Source organism: Martelella mediterranea DSM 17316 (genome assembly GCF_002043005.1).
Taxonomy (GTDB): domain Bacteria; phylum Pseudomonadota; class Alphaproteobacteria; order Rhizobiales; family Rhizobiaceae; genus Martelella; species Martelella mediterranea.
Window position 1 is genome coordinate 4,228,553 of sequence record NZ_CP020330.1, and the last position, 22,195, is coordinate 4,250,747.

The following is a 22,195-nucleotide window of genomic DNA, read 5'->3' on the forward strand; positions in this document are numbered from 1 at the left end:
CACAGGGGTCATGCTCGGACTTGATCCGAGCATCCAGGCGATCCAAGCCATTGAATTTGATAAGAGCTATTGCGAAGCCTTGCCGCGCTGCCTGGATCCTCGTGACAAGCACGAGGATGACGCCGAATTTGAGGACAGGTTTCTTAACAAACTGCCGGTCCTCAGGCCGCGATCATTGGCGCGATATAGCCGCCATGCACCCAGCCGCGAATGGCCCCCTCCTCGCCATCAGCCCGTTCGGGCGCGACGAAGGCCCAGTCGCCCTCGCGCTTCAGAACCCTAAGCCGGGTGCCGCGCAGCAGCATGCCGGGCGGCACGATCTTCTCGAAGCCAGTTCCGGGACCGCCGCGCAGGTTCAGCCGACCGGCCGTCACGACATAGGCCTCTTCCCGGCCGGCCGCCTCGCCCATCAGCCCCTGAAACCGGGCCATCGGGAAGGCCGGTCCCGGATCGGTCTTCCAGCCGCGGGTGTCGATCTCCTCATGGCTGACGATCGCGGCGATCGGATAGGCGGCGATGAGCGCCTGGACGATCTCCAGCCCGGTCTCAAGCTGGGCTTCCGGGTAGAGCGGCCAGGCGAAGGAGCCCGAGCCGACGCGGGCATGCGGGGCGAGCGTGTAGCCGCCGGCCTTTTTCAGGGCGCGGTCGTTCATCCGCCGTCCATAGGCATCGATGTAATCGCCAAGGCCGTTCGGCTTCATCCAGCCGGCATTGACGAATTCGATGCCGACGGAATGGCTATTGAGCCCCTGCAACTCGCCATAGCGCGATGGCCCCGCATGCCAGGCCGTGCGGTTGAACGGGGCGATCTGCCAGGCCGTGCCATCACGATCGACCACGACATGGGCGCTGGAGCCGCGATTGGTCGTGCCGCCCGCCTCGCCCATCAGCCAGTCGCGGCTCGCCTTGCCGTTCCAGCCGGTGGTGTAATGCAGCACGATGACGACCGGCGGCTTTTCGCGCGCGGCGCCCAGATTGGATGACTGTCTGTGCCAGATGCCCGGAATTCTGTGGTTCTCGATGCGCATGACGCCTGCCTTTCGATACGGTTCGCGATGACCGGAATCGTATGGGCGGCGGCGGCGGCGGGATTTCGCGGGGAAAAACGGGCACAAAAAAAGCGCGGCCGTTGAAGGCCGCGCTCAAAAGTCCGGGAGGTCGATCAGGCAGCCGTCTTGGCAGCGATCTTGGCCACGTGCTCGCCCTGGTAGCGGGCGGCGGAAAGTTCGGTTTCGGACGGCATGCGCGAGCCGTCGCCATCAGTGATCGTCGAAGCGCCATAGGGCGAACCGCCCTTGACTTCCTCGACGCCCATCTGGCCGGCAAAGGCATAAGGCAGGCCGACGACGACCATGCCGTGGTGCAGCAGCGTGGGAATGAAACCGAGAATGGTCGATTCCTGACCGCCATGCTGGGTCGCCGACGAGGTGAATACCGAACCGACCTTGCCAACCAGCTTGCCCTGGGCCCACAACCCGCCGGTCTGGTCGATGAAGTTGCGCATCTGCGAGGCGACCGTGCCGTAACGCGTGCCGCAGCCGAAGATGATGGCGTCGTAGTCCGCCAGTTCGTTGGGATCGGCAATCGGCGCTTCCTGATCCAGCTTGAAGCCGGAGTTCTTGGCAACCTCTTCCGGCACCAGTTCGGGCACGCGCTTCAGGGTTACGTCCGCGCCAGCGGCTTTCGCCCCTTCGACAACGGCCTTGGCCATGGCTTCGATGTGGCCATAGGCGGAATAGTAGAGGACGAGAACTTTTGCCATTTGATTGCTCCGGTTTCACTGTTTCAAGTGTTGCATCTTGATATGGCGCGGACAAGGCCGTTGTCGAGACAGCCGGCGATAGACGCACTGTTCACAGTCTCGAGCCCGGCAGCGAAAATGCATGCTTGATCAAAATCGCCGTAGGGTCCAGAAATCAGTTCCCCGGCATATCACGGACCAGACCGACATGACCCAGCAGCCCACCGCAGCCATGCTCGCCATCGGCGACGAATTGTTGTCCGGACGGACAAAGGACAAAAATATCGGCTATCTGGCGGACGCCATGACGCTGGCGGCGATCGAGCTGAAGGAAGTCCGGATCGTCGCCGACGACCAAGAGGCAATCGTGGAGGCGGTCAATGCGCTGAGAGCCCGCTACACCTATGTCTTCACCTCCGGCGGCATTGGCGGCACCCATGACGATATCACCGCCGACTCGGTCTCCGCCGCCTTCGGCCTGCCGTGCATCTACAATGACGAGGCGATAAAGCGGCTGGCGGAAAACTATGCCCGGCGCGGGATCGAATTCAACGAATCGCGCCGGCGCATGGCGCGCATGCCAGAAGGCGCGGCGCTGATCGACAATCCGGTCTCCACCGCCCCCGGCTTCGTGATCGGGAATGTCCATGTCATGGCCGGCGTGCCGCAGGTGTTCCAGGCGATGCTTGCCAATGTCATCCCCACGCTTCAGGGCGGCGTCGCGATCATCTCGGAGGCGATCGACTGCCCCTTCGGCGAGGGTGATATCGGCACAGAGCTTGCCGCGATCCAAAAGGCCCATCCGCACACCTCTATCGGCTCCTATCCGCGCTTTTCCGACAAGGGCTTCAACACCCAGCTCGTGGTCCGCGCCCGCGAACGCGCGCTCGTCGATGCGGCGGCGATCGACATTCGGGCCATGATTGCAGCGCTTCAGGGATGATTTTGACACTAGTCAATGCTTTGACCTTCGCAATCGGCGATACCAACGCTACAGTAAGATAACGCAGCAGTATTCGTGAGGAGGTTTCGATGAGCTACAAGACCATTCTGGCGGTGATGGAATCTCCCGCGCAGCAGGGCGGATTTCTCGATTTCACCTTCGAGGTCGTGCGCAGCTTCGATGCGCATCTGATCGGCCTTCATGCCGAGGCCGTGACCCCGACCCCGATCGTCGCGCCGATGGAAATCCCGGACCCGATCTCGGTTCAGTCGATGCAGGAGCTCGCCGAAAAGCGCAGCGCGGAGATCGGCGAGATTTTCCGCACCCGGACCGAAAGAGAAGGCATTTCCTGCGACTGGCGCAACATCGTCTCGGCCTCCGGCTTCGCCGGCCCCTCGGTGATCGACAGTGCGCGCGCCGTCGACCTGATCATAGCCCCGCAGCTTGCTTCCGACGCGCCCGGCGATATCCGCACCAATTTCGAGAACTTCCTGTTCGAAAGCGGCCGGCCGGTGCTGATGGTTCCGCATGTGGCCAAGGCCGCCAAGCCGTTCTCCAAGGTAATGGTTGCCTGGAACGGCTCGCGCGAGGCCGCGCGCTCCACTTTCGACGCCCTGCCCTTCCTGAAGAAGGCGGACGAGGTCGAGATCTTCTCGGTCAATCCGCGTGAGAGCGCGGATGAGGATAGCGGACTTTCCGGCGCGGAGATCGCGGCAACGCTCGCCCGCCACGGCATCAATGTCGTCGCCACCACGGCGCATGCCGACAAGGCCAAGGCCGGCGAGATCATCGAGAACCGGCTCTCCGACAACTCCGTCGATCTGCTGGTGATGGGGGCCTATACCCATTCCAGGCTGTGGGAGCTGCTTTTCGGCGGCGTCACCCGCACCCTGCTCGGCTCGATGACGGCGGCAACGCTGATGTCGCGGTGATGACGGCGCAGGCCTTGCAATAAAGCCGGGAATGCGGCTATTAGCCCGCATTGTTTGTTGCGGAGCCTGCCATGTCCCTACCCGAAAAAGCCTTCCCCGTTTCGTGGGACCAGTTCCATCGAGACGCCCGCGCGCTCGCCTGGCGTCTTGCCGGCCTTGAACAGACCTTCACCGCGATCGTCTGCGTCACCCGCGGCGGTCTTGTTCCCTCCGCGATCATCTCCCGCGAGCTGGAAATCCGCCTGATCGAAACGGTGTGCATCGCGAGCTATCACGATTACACTGATCAGGGCGAAACCCTGCTCTTGAAGGGCATCTCCGAAGAATTGAAGAAGAATGGCGGCGAGGGCGTCGTGATCATCGACGACCTGACCGATACCGGCAACACCGCCCGCGAGGTGCGCGAAATGCTGCCCAAGGCCCATTTCGCCTGCCTCTACGCCAAACCGCAGGGCGTGCCCATGGTCGACACTTTCGTCACCGAGGTCAGCCAGGACACCTGGATCTATTTCCCCTGGGACATGGGCTTCACCTATCAGGCGCCAATCAAGAAGGCCCCTTCGGACAAGTAAGGCGGTCTGCTTTTACACTCATCGCCGAAAACAACGAACGCCTGACCAGCTTCCCTTCTGGTCAGGCGTTCGCTTCGCGCGGCCGGGGGGTACTTACCGCTTGCGGAGACCGGGGGCTTCCTGCGGAGCCAGATAATGGGTCAGGAGCGGGCCGGAAACCCAGGCGATCAGCAGCATTGCCGGCAGGAGGAATATCCTGGCCTCGTAGAGCACCGGCACAGTGAGGATGATCCCGACAACCATGGCGCAGCAAAGCACGATGACGGCATAGGCAAGAACGCGTAAGGGCAGGTTTTCCATTTCGAGTTCTCCAATTCGTGTTGCATGGTAAACGCGAAGTGAAGACCGGAGTTCCCTGGGGTTGGCGCTTTTTGCAGATCTCTGCGATTGGAGCCGCTGGCGGATGGCTCAGCCGCCGCGCTCCTTGCGCAGCTTGTCCCACCATTGCAGGCGCTTGTTGATCTCGCGTTCGAAGCCGCGGTCGGGCGGGTTGTAGAATTTCTGGCGGCCCATTTCGGTAGGAAAATAATCCTGTCCGGAGAAGGCATCGGGCTGATCGTGATCGTAGCGATAGCCGTCGCCATAGCCTTCCGTCTTCATCAGCTTGGTCGGCGCATTCAGGATATGCTTGGGCGGCAGCAGCGAGCCGTTTTCCTTCGCCGCCCGCATCGCCGCCTTGTAGGCGGTATAGACGCCGTTCGATTTCGGCGCGGTGGCGAGATAGACGCAGGCTTCCGCCAGCGCCAGTTCGCCCTCCGGCGAACCGAGAAAATCATAGGCGTCCTTGGCGGCATTGGCGATCACCAGCGCCTGCGGATCGGCAAGGCCGATATCCTCGCTCGCCATCCGCACCAACCTGCGGCCGAGAAACAGCGGGTCCTCGCCGGCATCGAACATGCGCGCGAGATAATAGAGCGCGGCATCGGGATCGGAGCCGCGCACCGCCTTGTGCAGGGCCGAAATCAGATTGTAGTGACCATCCTGGCCCTTGTCGTAGATCGGCGCGCGGCGCTGGACGATGTTGAGCAGGCTCTGCGGATCGAGCATCTCGCCCTCGCGCGCGGCGCGCCAGACCTCCTCCGAAAGCGTCAGGATCGCGCGGCCGTCACCATCGGCCATCATCAGCAGCGTCTGGCGGGCGGCCTCATCGAGCGGCAGTTTCTTACCCTCGGCCTCCTCGGCGCGGGCGACGAGCTCGGCAAGGCTTTCGGCGTCATGCGGCCGGAAGGTCAGCACGCGGGCGCGCGACAGAAGCGCGGCGTTGAGCTCGAAGGACGGGTTCTCGGTGGTGGCGCCGACCAGAATGATTGTGCCGTCTTCCATCACGGGAAGAAAGCTGTCCTGCTGGGCCCTGTTGAAGCGGTGAATCTCGTCCACGAACAGTAGCGTCTGCCGCCCGTTCATGCGCCGGGCGCGGGCCGCCTCGAACACCTTCTTGAGATCGGCGACGCCGGAGAAGATCGCGGAAATCTGCTCGAAGGCGAGGCCTGCCTCGCCCGACAGCAGCCGGGCGACCGTGGTCTTGCCCGTGCCCGGCGGCCCCCAGAAGATCATCGAGCCGAGCGAACCGGACGCGATCATCCGCGTCAGCACGCCATCTGGGCCGGTCAGGTGCGGCTGGCCGGTGACCTCGGCGAGGTGCTTCGGCCGCAGCCGGTCGGCCAGCGGCCGCTTGCGCTCGATATCTTCCGGAACTTTGGGGGCAAACAGGTCGCTCATCTGAAGATCTGGTTTATCATCCTGCCGCCGCGATTGATGGAAAGGCGCCAGAGGCCGGGACTGGCGGCGGCCTGATCTTCCAGCGTGCCGGTAGTATCGATCTCGGTTCCGTTGACCGCGACGATCACATCCCCGCGGGAAAAGCCGATACGGGCGGCGGGCGAGCCGGCTTCAACCTCCGCGACGACGACACCATCAGATATGTCGGGCAGGCGCAACTCCTCGACCACGCGCGGCGAGATGTTTTCCACCGTCAGGCCGGAAAACGGGCTGTTGCCGTCAATCGTGCGGGTATCGCGCGGCGGATCCTCCGGCGCGAGGCCGAGCGGCAACGCGACGTGGCTGGCCTTGCCGTCGCGCTCGACCGTGAGGTCCGCCTTCTCGCCGATGCCGATCACGGTGAGGCGATAAAGCAGGGCGTCGGGGTGTTCGACCGGCACGCCGTTGACCGCGGTGATGACGGAACCGGGTTGGAGCCCAGCCTTTTCCGCAGGGCTTGCGTCCCGCACCGCCGAGATAATCGCCCCGCGCGCCGCCTTCAGCCCCAGCGCCTCGGCCATGTCGGAGGTGACCGGGCCGAAGGTCGCGCCGACATAGGGGCGCTGGAACCGCTCATCCCCGCGATCGGCGGCGGCGAGGAACACCTTGACCATGTTCGCCGGTATGGCGAAGCCGATGCCGTTCGACCCGCCGCCCTTGGAGAAGATCGCGGTGTTGATGCCGATCAGCTCGCCCTGCATATCGAGCAACGCGCCGCCCGAATTGCCCGGATTGATCGCCGCGTCGGTCTGCAGGAAGAAGCCGAACTCGCCATCGGTGATGGAATTGCGCGCAAGCCCCGAAATGATGCCGCTCGTGACCGTCTGGCCGACGGCGAACGGGTTGCCGATCGCCAGCGACAGGTCGCCGACCTCGACCGCATCGGAATCGCCGATCGGGATCGTCGGAAAATCCTCGTCCGAATCGATCTTCAGCACCGCCAGATCATAGCGGTCGTCCTTCAGCAGCACGGTGCACGGAAACTCGCGGCCGTCGGCAAGCGCGACCCGCACATCGTCAGCGCCGGCGATGACGTGGTTGTTGGTGATGATCGTGCCGTTCTTCTCCACGATCACCCCGGAGCCGAGCGAGGTCTGCTTCTCCGAACGGCCCGGCATCTGCTGGCCGAAGAACTGGCCGAAGAACGGATCGGAAAAAAGCGGCGACATGCGGCGCGTCACCATGCGCTCCGCATAGACATTGACCACCGCCGGCGCGGTCTGCTTCACCAGCGGCGCATAGGAATATTGCAGTTCGGCATCGCTGCCGGGAACCACTCTGTCGGCAGCAAGGGCGGGCTGCATGGTCAAGGCCATACCGGCGAAAAGAGCCGCGGCGGAAATGCGTGTGAAGTGTGCCGTCATCAGTCACCTGTCTCTTCATGAATTTCATCCGGAGAACCCGGAGGGTGCACCACCATCATCGCCCGATATAGGGTGAAAAAGCGGCAGATGCGACAAATCAGGCGCGGTTTTGGGGGCCTATTCATTTCACATTCACGATTGAAGCGGAAGATTGCCGTCATCGTCGGGCTGCAACCGCCCGCCACAAAATCGCCGGGCGACAAGAGCAGGCTCGGGCCGCAACCAAAAGGAGGTAATTCCATGAGACACACCCCCACAGCACTCGCCCTTGTGGCTTCGCTTGCCATCGTCGGCGGCGCGGCCCTGATGACCACGCCGGCCTCCGCCGCGAGCTTCGATTGCAGCGCCTCCGGCCTGACACCGAATGAAAAGACCATCTGCTCCAACCTCACGCTCAACGACGACGACGTGAAGATGGCGACGATGTACACCATGCTCAAAGGTCTGTTCGCCATGGGCATGTCCGGCAACATGGCCGACGACCAGAAGGCCTGGCTGACGGAGCGCGAAGCCTGCGGCACGAATGTCGCCTGTATCGAAAAGGCCTACGACACCCGCATCGACCAGTTGCAGAAGATTTATGACGGGATCGACAAGCCGATCTGAGGATAGACGCGAGGGAAGCGCGCGCATCCGCGTTTCCCTCGCCCCAAGGATCAGCGTGGCGCGTTCAGCGCCCGCCTGGACAAGGCCGGCCATTGCTCCAAAAGAGCCTCCCGGGTCCGGATCCCCGGCGACTGCTTGCCGCGCTGCTCCGTCTGCGTGAGCGTCACGAACACCAGCGTGTCCTCGCCGCGTTCGGCCCAGCCGACATACCATCCCCAGCCGTGGTCGTAATCAAAACTGCGATCGGCGCGCCGGGGATAGGCCGCGCCCGTCTTGCCGCGCAAAACCCAACCGTCGACGATGTTCTGTTCGAGCAGACTGCGCGTCTTTGCCATGGCCTCATCACTTGCCGGCAAGGTTCCGAGCACCAGCCCGCGCAGAAAGGCGGCCTGCTGATACGGCGAAATCTTCAGCGATGACGCGATCCAGGCACGGTCCAGCCCGTTGTCGTAACCCGGATCGCCGGAAAAATCGGCATTGCCATAGCCGAACGCCTCGCCATAGCGAGTAAGCCTCGCAGCTCCGAGAATATGGGTCAGGCGCTGCGAATACCAGACGACGGAATAGCGGATCCAGCGCTCGGGATCGGTATCCTGTTTCCAAGCTGCCCCACCCCAGTCGGGATCGCCTTCGCGATAGGCCATGACCGGGTGATGAGCGTCCTGCAGCACGCCGGCATCAAAACCCATCACCGCCAGCGCCACCTTGAAGGTCGAGGCCGGCGTGACCTCCGATCGGCAATCCCCCTCCTCTACCAGAACCGCCCCGGATGTTGCGTTCACCATGAGCGTACAGACCGGCGCCGCCTCGGCGGAACGCGCCAGCGCCGGCAACAGGAAAAGCACCAGACCAACAAACAATCGCAGCATTTTCGCCTCCACCACGCAAAGTTTCGGGTCGACCTTTGCAGGACGACCCGAACAGTTTCACAAGCCCCGCATGTGATGCGGGAAAGCTGGCACTATTCCGGCAATATCCGCACCGCGCCCTTGTCGGCGCTGGCGGCGAAGGCTGCGTAGGCCTTCAGCGCGGTCGTCACCTTGCGGCGGCGCGGGCCTTCGGGTTTCCAGCCCTTTTCGTCCTGTGCCGAGCGCCGGGCTTCGAGCTCGGAGGGCGAGATGCGCAGGGAGATGGTACGGCCGGGGATGTCGATGTCGATCATGTCGCCATTGCGAACAAGACCGATCGCGCCGCCCTGGGCCGCTTCCGGCGAGACGTGACCGATCGAAAGACCGGAGGTGCCGCCCGAGAACCGGCCATCGGTGATCAGCGCGCAATCCTTGCCGAGGCCCTTCGACTTCAGATAGCTGGTCGGATACAGCATTTCCTGCATGCCCGGCCCGCCCTTCGGTCCTTCATAGCGGATGACGACGACGTCGCCGGCCTTGACCTCGTTGGAGAGAATGCCCTTCACCGCCGCGTCCTGGCTTTCGTAGACGACCGCCGGGCCGGAGAATTTCAGGATGCTCTCGTCAACGCCGGCCGTCTTCACGATGCAGCCGTTGAGCGCGATATTGCCCTTCAGCACGGCAAGCCCGCCATCCTTGGAGAACGGATGCTCGGCATTGCGGATCGCACCGGAAACGCGGTCGAGGTCGAGTTCGGCCCATCGGCGCTCCTGCGAGAACGCCTGCTGCGAGGGCACGCCGCCCGGTGCCGCCATGAAGAATTTCCGCACGCTTTCGGAATTGGTGCGCACGATATCCCACTGGTCGATGGCGTCGCCCAGCGTCGCCGAATGAACGGTCGGGCTGTCGCGTTTGATCAGCCCTGCCCGGTCCAGCTCGCCAAGGATCGCCATGATGCCGCCGGCGCGGTGGACATCTTCCATATGAACATCATTCTTGGCCGGAGCGACCTTGCAAAGGCACGGCACATGCCGCGACAGCCGGTCGATATCGTCCATGGTGAAATCAAGCTCGGCCTCATAGGCGGCCGCGAGAATATGCAGCACCGTATTGGTCGAGCCGCCCATCGCGATATCGAGCGTCATCGCGTTTTCGAACGCGGCCTTGCTGGCGATATTGCGCGGCAGCGCGCTTTCATCGTCCTGCTCATAGTAGCGGCGCGCCAGATCGACGATCTGGTGGCCGGCCTCGACGAACAGGCGGCGGCGGTCGGCATGGGTGGCAAGCGTCGAGCCATTGCCCGGCAGCGACAGGCCGAGCGCTTCCGTCAGACAGTTCATCGAATTGGCGGTAAACATGCCCGAGCACGAACCGCAGGTCGGGCAGGCCGAACGCTCGATCGCCTGGACATCGTCATCGGAATATTTGTCGTCGGCGGCGGCGACCATGGCGTCGACCAGATCGAGCGCCTGTTCCTTGCCGTTCAACACAACCTTGCCGGCTTCCATCGGGCCGCCGGAGACAAAGATCGTCGGGATGTTGAGGCGCAGCGAGGCCATCAGCATGCCGGGGGTGATCTTGTCGCAATTGGAGATGCAGACCATGGCATCGGCGCAATGGGCGTTGACCATATATTCGACGCTGTCGGCGATGACCTCGCGCGAGGGCAGCGAATAGAGCATGCCGTCATGGCCCATGGCGATGCCGTCATCGACGGCGATCGTGTTGAATTCCTTGGCGACGCCGCCCGCGCTTTCGATCTCGCGGGCCACGAGCTGGCCGAGGTCCTTCAGGTGGACGTGACCGGGCACAAACTGGGTGAAAGAATTGACGACGGCGATGATCGGCTTGCCGAAATCACCATCCTTCATGCCGGTTGCGCGCCAGAGACCGCGCGCGCCGGCCATGTTTCGACCATGGGTCGTCGTTCTTGAACGATAGGCAGGCATGGGGCTTCCTTTCTTAAATCCGGCGTTCAGCACATATGACCGATCCGGTCCTCCTCAATGTGCTCCCTGCGTCACAGGCAGGCATCGCCGCTTGTGGTGGTGGTAACCCATATCGGACGGGCTGTCACTATCGGTTGGCGGCAAAACGGTACTCTCCGGTACGGTTAGTCAGAAAACCGGTGTTTTCGCCCTAAGCAATCGCTTACGCGGGCCCGGCTCAGCCATAAGCAGATGGACGGGGAGGCATTCGAGCAGCAGATCGGGGTCGTTGCGCTCCACTTCCGGCGCGCCTTCCCAAGAAAGGAAATTATCATGATCCGTTCCATGGTTCTCGCGGTCTCGCTCATTGCCGCTCCAGTCGCCGCATTCGCAATGCCCGCCGTCGGCGATATCGTTGGCACCAACCCGACGGATGCCGCCGCCGCGCTGCAAAAGGCAGGTTGCAACCTCAAGGGCTTCGAGGCCGAGGGCGGCATGATCGAGGCGAAGTGCTATGATGAAAACAACAAGATGCACGAAGTCTACATCAACCCGAAGACCGGCGCGATCGCCAGCATCTCCGGGAAGGACTGAAATGTTCGCCGGTAGACAAACAGGGACCGGGGCAGCGATTGCCCCGCCCGACCCGTGGGACCCGGTGGTGCGCCTCAGTCACTGGTTGATCGCCGCCGCCGTCATCATCAACGGCCTGATTTCAGAGCCTGGCGGAACCCTTCATATCTGGATCGGCTGGATCGCGATGGCGGTGCTGGTCATTCGCCTGGTCTGGGGGGGCATCGGCCCGAGGGAAGCCCGGTTTACCGCCTTCCTCCCGGATCCGCGCGCGGCGGTCTCGCATCTCTTCTCGCTGTTGCGCGGCAAGCCCAAGGAATATCCCTCGCACAACCCGGCCGGCGCGATCATGGTCTATGCGCTCTGGGCCTGTCTTGCCGCGGTGATCGCGACGGGACTGATCATGACCGACGCCAAAACACCAATCACCATCGCCAAGGAGCGGGCCGCGGTCGAACAGGGCGACTGGTCCGTGCTTGCCGGGGGTGACGAGGGCGACGAATCCCCCGAGGACTCCGGAGAAATCGTGAAGGAGATCCACGAGACAGCGGCCAATCTCATGCTAATATTGGCGCTCGTTCATGTCGCAGGCGTTGCGGCCGAAAGCTACGCGCTCAGGAGAAATCTTGTGCGCCCGATGATCAAGGGTCCACCGCGTTGACGAAAACCCGGAAACCGACACGGCAAGGGCGGTCGCAAACGATCGCCCTTGCCATCTTCATGATGCTGCAGAGCGTGGCGGCCCTGTTCTTCGTCGCCGATGCCATTCGGGACCTTTCCAATGCCCCGGTGAACGCCGAGTCGATCATCGAGGCGCTGACGGCATTCGTTCTCGTGCTCGGCATCTTCATGGCCGGCTGGCAGCTTCGGCTGACACTTGAACGCATGGCCGCACAGGGACGCGCGCTCGATATCGCCCGCGGCGATTTCGTCCGCATCATCGAAACGCAATTCGATGTCTGGGGACTGACGGCGGCGGAGCGGGAGGTCGGCATGCTCGCGCTGAAGGGCATCGATCTGGCGGAAATCGCGCGCCTTCGGGGATCGGCCCAGGGCACGGTGCGCGCCCAGATGACCCGGATCTATGCCAAGGCCGGCGTTTCCGGCCGCGCGCAGTTTGCGGCATGGTTTGTCGAGGAGCTTCTGGGAGACGGCATTTCACCGCCCGAGGCGGGTGAAAAACAACAGTCGACTTGAGCCGCAGGCACAGCCCTTGCCGGGCAATCCCGCCCCGGCCTCACGCCCGATACACAAAAATGTGGTCGGAAAGTTTCTTGTTAAAGCTGAAACTATCGACGATCTTCCAACGTAACAGTTCATGACGAACATTACGGGAGACATTTCGATGTCCGCTTACAAGCCGCCCCATATCCCCGCATCCCAGATCACGCCGGAGCATATCTACCTTAAGCGCCGGACCCTTCTGGCAGGCCTTGCGGCGGGCGCAACCTTTGCCGCCGCCCCCGGAGCCTTCGCCGCCGGCGAAGACCTCAGCCAGGGCGACGCGCTGAAAACGGTGAAGGGCCCGATCCCCGCCCCCGCCGACCGCAAGGTGACGAGCTACGAGGACATCACCCACTACAATAATTTCTACGAATTCGGGACCGGCAAGGAAGATCCCTATCGCAATTCCGGCGAATTCCAGCCTTACCCCTGGACCTTCGAGATCGACGGCATGGTGCAGAAGCCGCAGACCGTCGACATCGAAACCCTGCTGACGAAGTTTCCGCTGGAAGACCGCACTTACCGGATGCGCTGCGTGGAAGCATGGTCGATGGTGATCCCGTGGGTCGGCATACCGCTGAAATCGATCCTCGATCTCGCCGAACCCACGGGCTCGGCGAAATATGTCGCCTTCCAGACCGTGGTGCGCCCCGACCAGATGCCCGGCCAGCGCGGTTTCGGCCAGCCCATGCCCTGGCCCTATGTCGAAGGGCTGCGGCTGGACGAGGCCAACCACCCTCTGACCATCATCGCGGTCGGGCTTTACGGCAAGACGCTCCTGAACCAGTCCGGCGCGCCGATGCGTCTGGTGGTGCCGTGGAAATACGGCTTCAAGGGCATCAAGTCGATCGTCAAGATGACGCTCACCGACAAGCAGCCGCCCAATAGCTGGAACCTGCTCCAGTCAAACGAATACGGCTTCTATGCCAATGTGAACCCGGATGTGCCGCATCCGCGCTGGAGCCAGGCCTCCGAGCGCGTGATCGGCGAAGGCGGTGGCTTTTTCGGCGGCGAGCGGATTCCGACGTTGATGTTCAACGGATATGGCGATGAGGTGGCGAGCCTCTATGCGGGCATGGACCTCAAGGCCAATTATTGAGCACCCGCCCATGACCGATATCGCAGCCAGAAAGCATCCGGCCAGCAAAACCAACTGGTGGCGCCCGGCTTCCGTCTGGGCGCTCTACGCGCTCGGTCTGGCGCCGGCCGTGTGGTATTTCTACCTCGGCGCAACCAACCAGCTCGGCGTCGACCCGGTCAAGACCTTCGAGCATGTGCTGGGCATCTGGGCGCTGCGCTTCATCCTCGCGACGCTCTGTATCACGCCGCTGCGCGATCTCGCGGACATCAACCTGATGCGCTACCGCCGGGCGCTGGGTCTGCTCGGGTTTTATTACGTCTGCTTCCATTTCCTGGTCTATCTCGTTCTCGACCAGCGCATGGATATCTCCATGGTGATCGAGGACATCATCAAGCGGCCCTTCATCACCTTCGGCATGATGGCGCTGGTGATGCTGATCCCGCTTGCCGTCACCTCCAACAACTGGTCGATCCGTACCCTGAAGAAGGGCTGGATTCTGATCCACTCCTTCATCTACGAAATCACGGCCCTTGCCACCCTCCACTTCGCCATGTCGCGCAAGGTCATCGGCCCGGAGATCATGCTCTACATCGCGATCGCCGTGCTGCTGCTCGGCTACCGCTTCGCGCGGCCCGCGATCACGGAACGCAAGCGCGCGAGGAAGAAGGCGGCGCGGATGCGGAAGGGCACGAAATAGCGCGCCGCTCTCAGCCGGGTGGCGGGATGACGCGCGCCGCCAAATCCAGGCCATAATATCGCCCCTCCCCTGCGTAAACGTGCCAGCGACATGACAGCGCGAGGGGACATGACGGATTTCGCGACAACCGTAAAACCATGGTCGCCCGACCGGTGGCTGACCGATATCGCGCCAAATCCGGCGCTCAGGGGTTTCCGCCGCTTCTGCGTGGAATTCCTGTTCTTCGGCCTCAAGGAGGCGCGCGCCTGCCTGTTTGCGGGCCTGTTCTTCATCGCGATCTTTGCCGTGCCGCACGCTGGTCTCGCCGGCATTCCGCGCTATGATCTCTTGCTGATCATAGCGCTCGCCATCCAGTTCGCGATGATCCGGTTCGGGCTGGAGACGATGGACGAGTTCAAGGCGATCTGCCTTTTTCACGTCGTCGGCTTCGCGCTCGAGGCGTTCAAGACATCGGGGGCGATCCAGTCCTGGGCCTATCCGGACTTCGCCTATACCAAGCTTCTCGGCGTGCCGCTGTTTGCCGGTTTCATGTATGCCGCGGTCGGCAGCTATATCATTCAGGCGTGGCGCATCCTCGATGTCCGCATCATCCACCATCCGCCCTACTGGATGGCGACGCTGGTGGCGCTGGCGATCTACCTCAACTTCTTCACCCACCACTATATCGGCGATTATCGCTGGTATATCGCGGCGCTCGCCATCGGCCTCTATGCCCGCGCCACGGTGATCTTCCGCCCCTATGACCGCGACCGCAAGATGCCGATGCTGCTCGCCTTCGTGCTGATCGGCTTCTTCATCTGGCTTGCCGAAAACATCTCGACCTTCTTTTCGGTCTGGCAATATCCGGACCAGCTCGGCGCCTGGTCGACCGTCCATATCGGCAAATGGAGCTCCTGGACGCTGGTCATCATCATGACCTTCACCATCGTCGCCTTTCTGAAGCATATCCGGGCGACGATCGATGTGCCGAGGTAGAGTTGAGGGACACATAGCTCGATCCCTCCACCGCTGAACAAGATGCTATTGCGGTTTCGGAGACTGCCACCGTGAGATGAGATCGCGACATCGCGCCAGCGGCGCGGCGCTGTCAGGTTTCCGGAAAATCGAACCCATTCGGCAGCGAAATCCAGATGACGGTCTGCGCCGCCGGAGAATGGCGCGAGAGATGCCCCTTGCCGTGCGTATCCGTTACCAGAACGAAGTTGCCTGCCGCGACATGGCGGACCTCTCCATCGCTCGTCTCATAATCCACGGAGCCATCCAGTCTTACCGTAAGCACCGGTTCCGGGACTGTGTGCCAGGCAACCTCGCGCATGCCTGCCGGGATGTGGGTAAGGCGAACGCGAGAGGCGGGATAGCTGGCGGTAACGTCGAATGCCACGGCATCGGGATGAACAGATCGTTTTGTCGTGGGCAATTCGATCTCGTCGAAATGGGATTCACCATCCGTGGTGGCATAAATGCGCAGGCACTTCATCGCTACAATCTCCGTCATCGTGAATGGACTGGAGGCAAGACGTGCATATCACGTAGATAGAGGCGAAACCACCGACCTCGTGAAGCTGCGCCGTGAGGTAACGCCCGGACAATGCAAAAGACAGAAAAAGCCGGGCGCTTTCGCACCCGGCTCTTCAATTCACCACACTTGAAAGCGCTGCTTACGCGGCTTCCATTTCCGAATCGGCTTCGGCAGCTACGCGGGCCTTGTCTTCAGCGCCCTTGGCGTCGACATCGCGGTCAACGAATTCGATGACGGCGATCGGGGCGTTGTCGCCGTGGCGGAAGCCGGCCTTCATGATGCGGGTGTAGCCGCCATTGCGGTCGACATAGCGCGATGCCAGAACGTCGAACAGCTTCTTGACGGCGTCGACGTCCTTGATCTGCGAGATCGCCTGACGGCGGGCATGCAGATCGCCGCGCTTGCCGAGCGTGATCAGCTTCTCGACGATCGGACGGATTTCCTTGGCCTTGGGCAGCGTCGTGACGATCTGCTCATGAACGATGAGCGAGACGGCCATGTTGGCAAACATCGCCTTGCGATGGCTTGCCGTTCTGTTCAGCTTGCGGCCTGCACTTTTATGGCGCATTGCTATTCTCCTTCACTTGCAGGCATCTACCTGCAGTATGACGTGTTAGTACTGATCCTCGTACCGCTTGGCGAGGTCGTCGATATTTTCCGGCGGCCAGGCCGGCACTTCCATGCCCAGATGCAGGCCCATGGAGGCCAGCACTTCCTTGATCTCGTTCAGCGACTTGCGGCCGAAATTCGGGGTCCGCAGCATTTCCGCTTCCGTCTTCTGGATGAGATCGCCGATGTAAACGATGTTGTCGTTCTTCAGGCAGTTGGCCGAACGGACCGAAAGCTCGAGTTCGTCGACCTTCTTGAGAAGGGCCGGGTTGAAGGCGAGTTCGGTGACGTCGTCTTCCTCGGTATCCTTCTGCGGCTCTTCGAAATTGACGAAGACCGAGAGCTGATCCTGCAGGATGCGGGCGGCGAATGCGACCGAATCCTCGCCGGTGACCGAACCATCGGTTTCGATGGTCATCAGCAGCTTGTCATAGTCGAGAACCTGGCCCTCGCGGGTGTTCTCAACCTTGTAGGAGACCTTACGGATCGGCGAATAGAGGCTGTCGACCGGGATCAGGCCGATCGGCGCGTCTTCGGCGCGATTGCGCTCGGCCGGCACATAGCCCTTGCCGTTGTTGACGGTGAATTCCATGCGGATTTCAGCGCCTTCATCGAGCGTGCAGAGCACCAGATCAGGGTTCAGGATCTCGATATCGCCAACCGTCTGAATGTCGCCGGCGGTGACAACGCCCGGGCCCTGCTTGCGCACGACCATGCGCTTGGCCTCGTCGCCTTCCATGCGGATGGCGATTTCCTTGATGTTCAGGACGATGTCGGTGACATCTTCGCGAACGCCGGGGATCGACGAGAATTCATGCAGAACGCCATCGATCTGAACCGCGGTCACGGCAGCGCCGCGCAGCGAGGACAGAAGGATGCGGCGCAGCGCATTGCCGAGCGTCAGGCCGAAGCCGCGTTCCAGCGGCTCGGCGACGAGCGTCGCCTTCTTCGGGCCGCTCGAGGTGAATTCCACCTTCGACGGCTTGATCAGTTCCTGCCAGTTTTTCTGTATCATGATTTCTACCTTTCGTTCGCCGCACTATCCAATCGTGACGGCCGACCTTCGTAGAACCGGCGCCTCTTGCGAGGCCACCGGAGCAAATTGACAGATGATTAGACGCGACGCTTCTTGCGCGGGCGGCAGCCATTGTGCGGGATCGGCGTCACATCGCGGATCGAGGTGATGACGAAACCGGCAGCCTGGAGCGCGCGCAGAGCCGATTCACGACCCGAACCCGGACCGCAGACTTCGACTTCCAGCGACTTCATGCCGTGTTCCTGAGCCTTCTTGGCGCAGTCTTCGGCGGCGATCTGGGCAGCGAACGGCGTCGACTTGCGCGAGCCCTTGAAGCCCTTGGCGCCAGCGGACGACCAGGCAATCGCGTTGCCCTGAGCGTCGGTGATGGTGATCATCGTGTTGTTGAACGAGGAGTTCACGTGGGCAACGCCCGACGAAATATTCTTACGTTCGCGACGGCGAACGCGGGTGGCTTCCTTGGCCATGGTATTCCTTTCGTTGATCTCGACACCGCCGTAACGCCAGCGGCTCCACCGGGAAAGTTTCGCCTTGGACGAAAACCCTCCTGATCCGTTTCATCGCGGCGGCATTCCCGCCTCACCGCAAACCGGCCCCTTGAAGGCCCAGTCATCTACGCAGAAAGCCGGCGCAAACCCGCCGGCTCTTTCCGGAACAAAATGTCCCGTAAAACTTACTTCTTCTTGCCTGCAATCGCCTTTGCCGGGCCCTTGCGGGTGCGGGCATTGGTGTGCGTGCGCTGGCCGCGAACCGGCAGGCCGCGACGATGACGCAGACCGCGGTAGCAGCCGAGGTCCATCAGGCGCTTGATGTTCATGGAATTCTCGCGACGCAGGTCGCCTTCAACCATGTAATCGCGGTCGATCGCTTCGCGGATCTGAAGGACTTCGGCGTCCGTCAGCTCATGCACGCGGCGCTCGGCCGGGATGGAAGCCTTTTCGCAGATTTCCTGCGCGAATTTCGGTCCGATCCCGTGAATATACTGCAGCGCGATAACAACGCGCTTGGCAGTCGGGATGTTGACGCCAGCAATACGAGCCACGCCGATTCTCCTTAGCATTTTCTGTTGGCAGCTTGATGTCGCAAGAAACTGCCGGTTTCTTTGGCGGATAACCCGCCTGTCATTGCTCGGCCGCGACCGATATTCGTAACAAGACGCGTCCTGAAAGAATCTAAAAGGACCGTTAACCGTCTTGCCCCATGTCGCGAGTTGGAGCGCTCATAGCGGAAACAGCGCCGTATTGCAACCGATTCCTCAAATTTTATGACGTCAGGCCGCCGTCTGGCGGCGGCCTGCGTACAATCGCGTCAGGCCGAAGCGTCGGCCAGAATTTTCTCCACTTCGGCGGTCACGGCATCCATGTCCGCCATGCCGTCAACCGTGCGCAGTTTGCCCTTGGCATAATAATAGCCGATCAGCGGCGCCGTGCTCTTGTAATAGGCGCGAAGCCGGTCGGCATAGACCTCCGCGTTGTCATCCTTGCGGACCGGCTCACCGCTGGCCTTGGCCTCTTCCGCGCGTCGGAGAATGCGACCGACCATCGCCGAATCATCGACGGCGAGTTCGATGGCAACGTCGAGGGACAGCCCTTTCTCGCTCAGCATGGCGTCGACTGCGTCGGCCTGCACCAAAGTGCGGGGATAGCCGTCGAGAATGAACCCGCCAGCGCAGTCCGGCTGCTCGATCCGATCGGACACGATCGCGTTGACCACATCATCAGGCACGAGTTCGCCGGCATCCATAAGCGCCTTCGCCCTCTTGCCGACCTCGGTCCCGGCAGCCACGGCCGCACGCAGCATATCGCCCGTGGAAAGCTGCGGAATGCCATGCCTAGCAACGATGCGCTGCGCCTGCGTCCCCTTGCCGGCGCCCGGCGGTCCCAGAAGTATAAGTCTCATCGTCCCCTCTTTCCTCCCCGCAATTTCGATTTCTTGATCAGCCCCTCATACTGCTGGGCAATCAGATGTCCCTGGATCTGCGATACGGTATCCAAGGTCACGCTGACGATAATGAGCAGCGAGGTACCGCCAAGCGCCAGAGACACGCCGGTGCGGGCCACGAGAATCTCCGGCAGAATGCAGACGAAGACCAGATAGATCGCGCCAACAACGGTAATGCGAGTCAGAACATAGTCTATGTATTCGGCGGTGCGCTCGCCCGGACGGATGCCCGGAATGAAGCCGCCGTGCCGCTTCAAATTATCCGCCGTTTCCTTCGGGTTGAAGACGATGGCGGTGTAGAAGAAGGCGAAGAACGCGATCAGCAGACCGTAGACGATCATGTAGAGCGCCTGACCATGGCCGAGCGATGCGATGATGGCGGTCGCCCAGCTCGGCAGTTCCGAAGATGTGAAACCAGCAAGCGTCGCCGGCAGCAACAGCAGCGAGGACGCGAAAATCGCCGGGATAACGCCCGAGGTGTTGAGCTTCAGCGGCAGGTGCGAGGTATCGCCCTGGAACATGCGGTTGCCGACCTGGCGCTTCGGATACTGGATCAGCAGCCGACGCTGGGCGCGTTCCACGAACACGATCAGCGCGAACACAGCGATCACGACGACGAGAATCAGGATCGTGACGAAAGCCGAGATCGAACCGACGCTCGAAAGTTCCAGCATGTTGCCGACGGCGGCCGGAAGGCCCGCGACGATGCCGGAGAAGATGATCAGCGAGATGCCGTTGCCGATGCCGCGCGAGGTGATCTGCTCACCAAGCCACATCAGGAACATGGTGCCGCCAACAAGCGTGACGACGGTGGAGAGAATGAAGAACCAGCCGGGATCGGTGACCAGATTGGCGCCGGACTGCAGGCCGATCGCAATGCCGTAGGCCTGCGCCGTCGCCAGCACCACCGTGCCGTAGCGGGTATACTGGTTGATGATCTTGCGGCCCTGCTCGCCTTCCTTCTTCAGCGCTTCCAGCGACGGCACGACGGCGGTCAGGAGCTGCACGATGATCGAGGCCGAGATATAGGGCATGATGCCAAGCGCGAAGATCGCCATGCGCTGCACCGCGCCGCCCGAGAACATGTTGAACATGCCGAGGATGCCCTCGGACTGGCCCTGGAAGGCCTGGGCATAGGCATCGAGATTGATACCGGGAAGCGGGATATGCGTACCCAGCCGGTACACGAGAAGCGCCAGAAGGGTGAACCAGATCCGCTTCTTCAGATCCGTCGCCTTGGCAAAGGTCGAGAAGTTCAGATTGGATGCGAGTTGTTCCGCTGCAGAAGCCATGCGTATCTCCGCGTCGCCGCACGGCCGCAGAAGAGCGCCCGGTGCGAAAAATTGCCCGATTCGTAACAGGCGACATCGCTCCATTTCGAACGTGGGCCGTCTTCACGATAAACCACCCGCTTGGCTTTTTTTGGGGGCCAGCCGGTGGTCGAGGCACATATGGAAGAAAAAACGCCCGGTGTGAAGCACTCCGGGCGTAGATTTTTCAAATAGAAGCCGAATTATTCGGCGTTTTTGGCGCCGGAGGCAACGGTGATCGAGCCGCCGGCCTTTTCGATCTTCTCGATCGCGGCCTTGGAAGCGCCTGCGACTTCGAGCGTCAGCTTGGCCTTCAGTTCGCCGTCGGACAGCACGCGAACGCCGTCCTTGACGCGGCGAATCACGCCGGCTTCCTTGAGGGTTTCGGCGGTGACCGTCTTCTTGGCGTCGAGCTTCTTGGCGTCAACGGCGGCCTGGAGGCGGCCGAGCGACACTTCAGCGAAGTCCTTCGAAAAGATGTTGACGAAGCCGCGCTTCGGCAGACGACGATAGATCGGCATCTGGCCGCCTTCGAAGCCGTTGATGGCAACGCCCGAACGGGACTTCTGGCCCTTGACGCCGCGACCGCCGGTCTTGCCGGAGCCCGAACCGATGCCGCGGCCGAGACGCTTCTTGGAATGCGTCGCGCCTTCGCGATCCTTGATTTCGTTCAGTTTCATGATGGTCTCCCGTCTCACTTCTCGTCGACGACGCGGACGAGATGGGGAATGCTGTTGATCATGCCGCGAACGGAAGGCGTATCTTCCAGGGTGCGCACACGATGCATCTTGTTGAGGCCGAGGCCGATCAGCGTCTGGCGCTGTACGGCGGGACGGCGGATCGGGCTGCCGATCTGCTCAACGGTGACAGTCTTCTTGGTGCTAGCTTTGGCCATGGTTGCCTCCCTTACTCGTCGACAACAGCGCCAGCGGCCTGGCGGCGAGCCTGCAGCGTGGCGTATTTCAGGCCGCGCTGGGCTGCGATGTCCTTCGGATGCATCTGGCTCTTCAGGGCATCAAAGGTGGCGCGAACCATGTTGTAGGGATTGGACGAGCCGGTCGACTTGGCGACGACGTCGGCAACACCCAGGGTTTCGAAAACGGCGCGCATCGGACCACCGGCGATGATGCCGGTACCGGCCTTGGCGGTGCGCAGCAGAACCTTGCCGGCGCCGTGACGGCCCTTGATGTCGTGATGCAGCGTACGGCCGTCGCGCAGCGGCACGAAAATCATCTCGCGCTTGGCGGCTTCCGTCGCCTTGCGGATGGCTTCCGGCACTTCGCGGGCCTTGCCGTGGCCGAAGCCGACGCGGCCCTTGCCGTCGCCGACGACGACGAGCGCTGCAAAGCCCATGCGGCGACCGCCCTTGACGGTCTTGGCAACGCGATTGATGGCAACGAGCTTGTCAACGAATTCGCTGTCGCGCTCATCCCGGTTGTGGCGATCGTCGCGCGATCCCCTTCTGTCCTGTGCCATTGTCCTGTTCCTTTTTCTTTTCCGGGTGCAATCGGCA

28 protein-coding genes are annotated in these 22,195 nt (G+C 62.1%); 10 read left to right on the forward strand and 18 right to left on the reverse strand.

Features of this window, described 5'->3' with window-relative positions; all coding sequences use genetic code 11:
* Positions 1–161: 161 nt before the first annotated feature.
* Positions 162–1,028, reverse strand: a complete 867-nt coding sequence (locus tag Mame_RS19725) for an N-acetylmuramoyl-L-alanine amidase (protein ID WP_018065570.1) — start codon at positions 1,026–1,028, stop codon at positions 162–164.
* 134 nt (positions 1,029–1,162) lie between these two features.
* Complete coding sequence (gene wrbA / locus Mame_RS19730) at positions 1,163–1,762, reverse strand: NAD(P)H:quinone oxidoreductase (protein ID WP_018065571.1); 600 nt, start codon at positions 1,760–1,762, stop codon at positions 1,163–1,165.
* 187 nt (positions 1,763–1,949) lie between these two features.
* Here wrbA and Mame_RS19735 point away from each other — a divergent pair, with 187 nt between their 5' ends.
* The 3 genes from Mame_RS19735 to gpt all read left to right on the forward strand — a co-directional run bounded on the left by Mame_RS19735 (position 1,950) and on the right by gpt (position 4,188).
* A complete protein-coding gene (locus Mame_RS19735) occupies positions 1,950–2,684 on the forward strand; it encodes a competence/damage-inducible protein A (RefSeq protein WP_033410455.1) in 735 nt (244 codons plus the stop codon).
* Between the two features lie 89 nt (positions 2,685–2,773).
* Complete coding sequence (locus Mame_RS19740; RefSeq protein WP_018065573.1) at positions 2,774–3,616, forward strand: universal stress protein; 843 nt, start codon at positions 2,774–2,776, stop codon at positions 3,614–3,616.
* A 71-nt stretch (positions 3,617–3,687) separates the two neighbouring features.
* On the forward strand, positions 3,688–4,188 hold the full coding sequence (gpt, locus tag Mame_RS19745; protein ID WP_018065574.1) for a xanthine phosphoribosyltransferase: 501 nt from the start codon (positions 3,688–3,690) through the stop codon (positions 4,186–4,188).
* A 93-nt stretch (positions 4,189–4,281) separates the two neighbouring features.
* On the opposite strand, the gene Mame_RS19750 is transcribed toward gpt, so the two are convergent.
* The 4 genes from Mame_RS19750 to Mame_RS26780 all read right to left on the reverse strand — a co-directional run bounded on the left by Mame_RS19750 (position 4,282) and on the right by Mame_RS26780 (position 7,552).
* Positions 4,282–4,488 carry a hypothetical protein gene (locus Mame_RS19750; protein ID WP_018065575.1) on the reverse strand — a complete coding sequence of 69 codons (207 nt, stop codon included), beginning with the start codon at positions 4,486–4,488 and terminating at the stop codon, positions 4,282–4,284.
* Between the two features lie 108 nt (positions 4,489–4,596).
* A complete protein-coding gene (locus tag Mame_RS19755; protein WP_018065576.1) occupies positions 4,597–5,907 on the reverse strand; it encodes a replication-associated recombination protein A in 1,311 nt (436 codons plus the stop codon).
* Entirely contained in the window at positions 5,904–7,310 is a 1,407-nt protein-coding gene (locus tag Mame_RS19760; RefSeq protein ID WP_018065577.1) for a DegQ family serine endoprotease, read from the reverse strand. The genes Mame_RS19755 and Mame_RS19760 overlap by 4 nt, the downstream gene beginning before the upstream one ends.
* Entirely contained in the window at positions 7,310–7,552 is a 243-nt protein-coding gene (locus tag Mame_RS26780) for a hypothetical protein (RefSeq protein ID WP_155122154.1), read from the reverse strand. The genes Mame_RS19760 and Mame_RS26780 overlap by 1 nt, the downstream gene beginning before the upstream one ends.
* Here Mame_RS26780 and Mame_RS19765 point away from each other — a divergent pair.
* The gene (locus tag Mame_RS19765; protein ID WP_210162253.1) at positions 7,551–7,916 is read left to right on the forward strand and encodes a lysozyme inhibitor LprI family protein; all 366 of its coding nucleotides are present in this window, start codon (positions 7,551–7,553) and stop codon (positions 7,914–7,916) included. The two genes, Mame_RS26780 and Mame_RS19765, sit on opposite strands and share 2 nt — an antisense overlap.
* A 50-nt stretch (positions 7,917–7,966) precedes the next feature.
* Here the strand turns inward: Mame_RS19765 and blaOXA are convergent, their stop codons facing one another.
* A complete protein-coding gene (blaOXA, locus tag Mame_RS19770) occupies positions 7,967–8,785 on the reverse strand; it encodes a class D beta-lactamase (protein ID WP_018065579.1) in 819 nt (272 codons plus the stop codon).
* 92 nt (positions 8,786–8,877) lie between these two features.
* The gene (gene ilvD, locus Mame_RS19775; protein WP_026173607.1) at positions 8,878–10,713 is read right to left on the reverse strand and encodes a dihydroxy-acid dehydratase; all 1,836 of its coding nucleotides are present in this window, start codon (positions 10,711–10,713) and stop codon (positions 8,878–8,880) included.
* Positions 10,714–11,025: 312 nt separating this feature from the next.
* On the opposite strand from ilvD, the gene Mame_RS19780 reads away from it, so the two are divergent.
* The 6 genes from Mame_RS19780 to Mame_RS19805 all read left to right on the forward strand — a co-directional run bounded on the left by Mame_RS19780 (position 11,026) and on the right by Mame_RS19805 (position 15,242).
* The gene (locus tag Mame_RS19780; protein ID WP_026173608.1) at positions 11,026–11,286 is read left to right on the forward strand and encodes a PepSY domain-containing protein; all 261 of its coding nucleotides are present in this window, start codon (positions 11,026–11,028) and stop codon (positions 11,284–11,286) included.
* A gap of 1 nt (position 11,287) precedes the next feature.
* Positions 11,288–11,926: a cytochrome b/b6 domain-containing protein gene (locus Mame_RS19785; protein ID WP_026173609.1), complete on the forward strand. Its 639-nt coding sequence runs from the start codon at positions 11,288–11,290 to the stop codon at positions 11,924–11,926.
* A complete protein-coding gene (locus Mame_RS19790; RefSeq protein WP_018065583.1) occupies positions 11,923–12,462 on the forward strand; it encodes a helix-turn-helix transcriptional regulator in 540 nt (179 codons plus the stop codon). The genes Mame_RS19785 and Mame_RS19790 overlap by 4 nt, the downstream gene beginning before the upstream one ends.
* Positions 12,463–12,610: 148 nt before the next feature.
* Entirely contained in the window at positions 12,611–13,588 is a 978-nt protein-coding gene (msrP, locus tag Mame_RS19795) for a protein-methionine-sulfoxide reductase catalytic subunit MsrP (RefSeq protein ID WP_018065584.1), read from the forward strand.
* Positions 13,589–13,598: 10 nt separating this feature from the next.
* The gene (gene msrQ, locus Mame_RS19800; protein WP_018065585.1) at positions 13,599–14,267 is read left to right on the forward strand and encodes a protein-methionine-sulfoxide reductase heme-binding subunit MsrQ; all 669 of its coding nucleotides are present in this window, start codon (positions 13,599–13,601) and stop codon (positions 14,265–14,267) included.
* Between the two features lie 108 nt (positions 14,268–14,375).
* Positions 14,376–15,242 carry a DUF817 domain-containing protein gene (locus Mame_RS19805; RefSeq protein WP_018065586.1) on the forward strand — a complete coding sequence of 289 codons (867 nt, stop codon included), beginning with the start codon at positions 14,376–14,378 and terminating at the stop codon, positions 15,240–15,242.
* 112 nt (positions 15,243–15,354) lie between these two features.
* Here Mame_RS19805 and Mame_RS19810 read toward each other — a convergent pair whose 3' ends face one another.
* The 10 genes from Mame_RS19810 to rpsE form a co-directional block, all read right to left on the reverse strand.
* Entirely contained in the window at positions 15,355–15,744 is a 390-nt protein-coding gene (locus tag Mame_RS19810; RefSeq protein ID WP_018065587.1) for a cupin domain-containing protein, read from the reverse strand.
* A gap of 181 nt (positions 15,745–15,925) precedes the next feature.
* On the reverse strand, positions 15,926–16,354 hold the full coding sequence (rplQ, locus tag Mame_RS19815) for a 50S ribosomal protein L17 (RefSeq protein ID WP_018065588.1): 429 nt from the start codon (positions 16,352–16,354) through the stop codon (positions 15,926–15,928).
* A 45-nt stretch (positions 16,355–16,399) separates the two neighbouring features.
* The gene (locus tag Mame_RS19820; protein ID WP_018065589.1) at positions 16,400–17,410 is read right to left on the reverse strand and encodes a DNA-directed RNA polymerase subunit alpha; all 1,011 of its coding nucleotides are present in this window, start codon (positions 17,408–17,410) and stop codon (positions 16,400–16,402) included.
* Positions 17,411–17,508: 98 nt separating this feature from the next.
* A complete protein-coding gene (rpsK, locus tag Mame_RS19825; protein WP_018065590.1) occupies positions 17,509–17,898 on the reverse strand; it encodes a 30S ribosomal protein S11 in 390 nt (129 codons plus the stop codon).
* Positions 17,899–18,104: 206 nt separating this feature from the next.
* Entirely contained in the window at positions 18,105–18,473 is a 369-nt protein-coding gene (rpsM, locus tag Mame_RS19830) for a 30S ribosomal protein S13 (protein WP_018065591.1), read from the reverse strand.
* A 266-nt stretch (positions 18,474–18,739) separates the two neighbouring features.
* Positions 18,740–19,330: an adenylate kinase gene (locus Mame_RS19835; protein ID WP_018065592.1), complete on the reverse strand. Its 591-nt coding sequence runs from the start codon at positions 19,328–19,330 to the stop codon at positions 18,740–18,742.
* The gene (gene secY, locus Mame_RS19840) at positions 19,327–20,664 is read right to left on the reverse strand and encodes a preprotein translocase subunit SecY (protein ID WP_018065593.1); all 1,338 of its coding nucleotides are present in this window, start codon (positions 20,662–20,664) and stop codon (positions 19,327–19,329) included. The genes Mame_RS19835 and secY overlap by 4 nt, the downstream gene beginning before the upstream one ends.
* Positions 20,665–20,885: 221 nt before the next feature.
* Entirely contained in the window at positions 20,886–21,362 is a 477-nt protein-coding gene (rplO, locus tag Mame_RS19845; protein WP_018065594.1) for a 50S ribosomal protein L15, read from the reverse strand.
* Between the two features lie 14 nt (positions 21,363–21,376).
* Entirely contained in the window at positions 21,377–21,577 is a 201-nt protein-coding gene (gene rpmD, locus Mame_RS19850) for a 50S ribosomal protein L30 (RefSeq protein WP_018065595.1), read from the reverse strand.
* A gap of 11 nt (positions 21,578–21,588) precedes the next feature.
* Positions 21,589–22,158, reverse strand: coding sequence for a 30S ribosomal protein S5 (rpsE, locus tag Mame_RS19855; RefSeq protein ID WP_018065596.1), 570 nt, complete (start codon positions 22,156–22,158; stop codon positions 21,589–21,591).
* Positions 22,159–22,195 lie beyond the last annotated feature (37 nt).